Raw genomic sequence first — 2,129 nt, forward strand, 5'->3', positions numbered from 1 at the left:
GCGCCGCCAGCACCGCGGCGGCGTCCGCGCCGGGCGCCAGCCGATAGAGCAGGCAGTGCAGGCGCAGCGGCGCGATGGTCCAGGCGTCTTCCTCGGCCAGGCCGTAGTCGGCGGCCAGCGCATCGGACTGGGCCTGGGTGGCGAGGCCGGCGGCATAGCTGCCGTAGCCCCCCCGCGGCGTGCCGCCCACGGCCGGCGCCGGCTGGCGCTGCTCGGCCAGCGCGACGATCAGGCGGACGGGCTCCTCGGCATGGACCGGCCGCACCAGCAGCAGCAACAGCAGCAGGAACAGGCGCGCGATCATGGCGCCACCACCGGCTCCACCAGCAGCAGGCCCGGCTCGGCGCGCAGGCGCTGCAGCGCCTCGTCGCGGCCGAAGCGGGCGCCGGGCGCCAGCGCCACGCCCAGGTGGCCCAGCTCGGCGCCGGTCTCCACGAGCTGCAGGTCGCTGCGGGCCAGCAGCGCGCGCAGCTCGCCGACCTGCATCCCCGGCGCGGGCACGATGCGGATCACCGCCCGCGTCGCCGCCGGCTGGCTGCCCAGCACCCGGTACTCGGCCGGCGAGCGCAGCGCCAGCAGCGTGCCCAGCGTGGCCAGGCCCATCGCCTGCACGATCACCGCCGCGGCCAGCCAGGAGCGCCGGCGCGGCGCGGGCCGGGCGGGCTCCTCGCCCTGCTGCCAGAAGCGGCCCAGCGCGCGCCCGGCATCGACCTCGGCCGCCGGCAGCGGCTGCGCCATGCCCTGCCGAAGCTGCTGCTGGAACTCGTACTCGGCCCGGCAGTCGGCGCACTCCCGCAGGTGCGCGCGCACCTGCTCGCCATCCTCGGCCGATGCACTGCCGTTGAGCACCCAGGGGATCAGCGCCCACACCTCGCGGTGCAAGGCCGTACCATCGCCGCTCATCGCCCTTCCTCCCGCCGCGCCGGTTCCAGCCCGCCCAGCGCCGGCATCAGGTTGCGCAGGCGCAGCCGGGCGTTGAACATGCGGGCCTTCACGGTGCCCTCGGCGCAGCCCATCAGCACGCCGATCTCGGCGCAGGACAGGCCGGCGCCGTAGGCCAGCTCCAGCGTCGTGCGCAGGTCCTCGGGCAGCAGGCGCAGGCCCTTGTCCACCCAGTCGCGCAGTTCGGTGTCGGGGCCGTCGTCGACCGGGATCTCGGCCTCCAGCTCGGCCGCCTCGGTGTGGGCGCCACCGTCGCGCAGCGCCTTGAGCATGCAGCGGTAGGCGATGCCGGTGATCCAGGTGGACGCCTTGGAATCGCCGCGGAATTCGCCGGCCTTGCTCCAGACCACCCACAAGGCCTTGTTGATGACGTCCTCGGTCAGGTCGGCCCGGGCGGTGTAGCGGCGCAGGAAGCGCGCCAGGCGCGGGAAGTGCCGGCGGTACAGGCGCTCGAAGGCGGCACGGTCCCCGCGGGCGCTGGCGGCGAGCTCGGCGCGGTCCAGCGCCTCCGCGCGGGCGGCGGCCGAAGAGGCGGCGGAAGAGGAGGGATCGTCGTCGCGAATCATCGCTGCTGAGTACCAGGATTCTCGTTTATGGTTGCGCCCATCTTGATGACGACGCCGCGCCCCGCCCTGCCCCTGTTGCAGCCCTTGCTGCTGGCCCTGCTGGCGTCCTCGGCAGCGCAGGCGCAAGACTGGACCGCTTCGGCCGCGCTGTCCAGCGACTACCGGCTGCGCGGGCTGAGCCTGAGCGACCGCAAGCCGGCCCAGATGCTGGACCTGGGCGTCACCAGCGACGGCGGCTGGACCGTCGGCCTGGGCGCCGCGGCGCTGGGGCGCGATGGCGCCGGCCGGCGCACGCTGCTCACGGCGAGCGTGGCGCGCAGCTGGCAGTGGGACGGCGGCTGGGGCGCCGATCTCGCCGCCAGCCACTGGGCCTGGCCCGGCCCCGCCTGGCGCCGCGCCTACGACTACGACGAGTTGCGCGCCACGCTGCGCTGGCGCAGCCGGGCTTCGGCCTCGCTGGCCTGCCAGCCCCGCACGCGGCTGAACAACGGCTACGGCTATGTCCGCAGCGGCAGCGCCTGCAGCGCCGAGGCCTCGCTGAGCGAGGGGCTGGGCCGGGGCTTCGGCCTCCAGGGCGGGCTCGGGGTCTATGCCCAGTCGCCGGGCCGCTACGTCTACGGC

At 75.5% G+C, this 2,129-nt stretch carries 2 protein-coding genes and 2 pseudogenes; 1 reads left to right on the plus strand and 3 read right to left on the minus strand.

The genetic code is table 11. The annotated features are described in order from the left end of the window. The 3 genes and pseudogenes from B0W88_RS31375 to B0W88_RS31385 all read right to left on the minus strand — a co-directional run. Nucleotides 1-304, minus strand: a pseudogene (locus B0W88_RS31375) (hypothetical protein); the annotation flags it as partial. After that, a complete protein-coding gene (locus B0W88_RS31380; protein ID WP_077038371.1) occupies nucleotides 301-903 on the minus strand; it encodes a zf-HC2 domain-containing protein in 603 nt (200 codons plus the stop codon). The pseudogene B0W88_RS31375 and the gene B0W88_RS31380, both read right to left, overlap by 4 nt. After that, complete coding sequence (locus tag B0W88_RS31385; RefSeq protein WP_077038372.1) at nucleotides 900-1,508, minus strand: RNA polymerase sigma factor; 609 nt, start codon at nucleotides 1,506-1,508, stop codon at nucleotides 900-902. Before B0W88_RS31385 ends, B0W88_RS31380 begins: the two co-directional genes overlap by 4 nt. 27 nt (nucleotides 1,509-1,535) lie before the next feature. On the opposite strand from B0W88_RS31385, the pseudogene B0W88_RS31390 reads away from it, so the two are divergent. Beyond that, nucleotides 1,536-2,129 (plus strand): annotated as a pseudogene (locus B0W88_RS31390) (TorF family putative porin); the annotation flags it as partial.

The sequence above is a fragment of the Pelomonas sp. KK5 genome (assembly GCF_001984095.1).
In the GTDB taxonomy this organism is placed as follows: Bacteria; Pseudomonadota; Gammaproteobacteria; order Burkholderiales; family Burkholderiaceae_C; genus KK5.

Coding starts and splice junctions, on each gene's coding strand:
- B0W88_RS31380 (WP_077038371.1), bottom strand. CDS start 903: ATGAGCGGCGATGGTACGGCCTTGCACCGCGAGGTGTGGGCGCTGATC.
- B0W88_RS31385 (WP_077038372.1), bottom strand. CDS start 1,508: ATGATTCGCGACGACGATCCCTCCTCTTCCGCCGCCTCTTCGGCCGCC.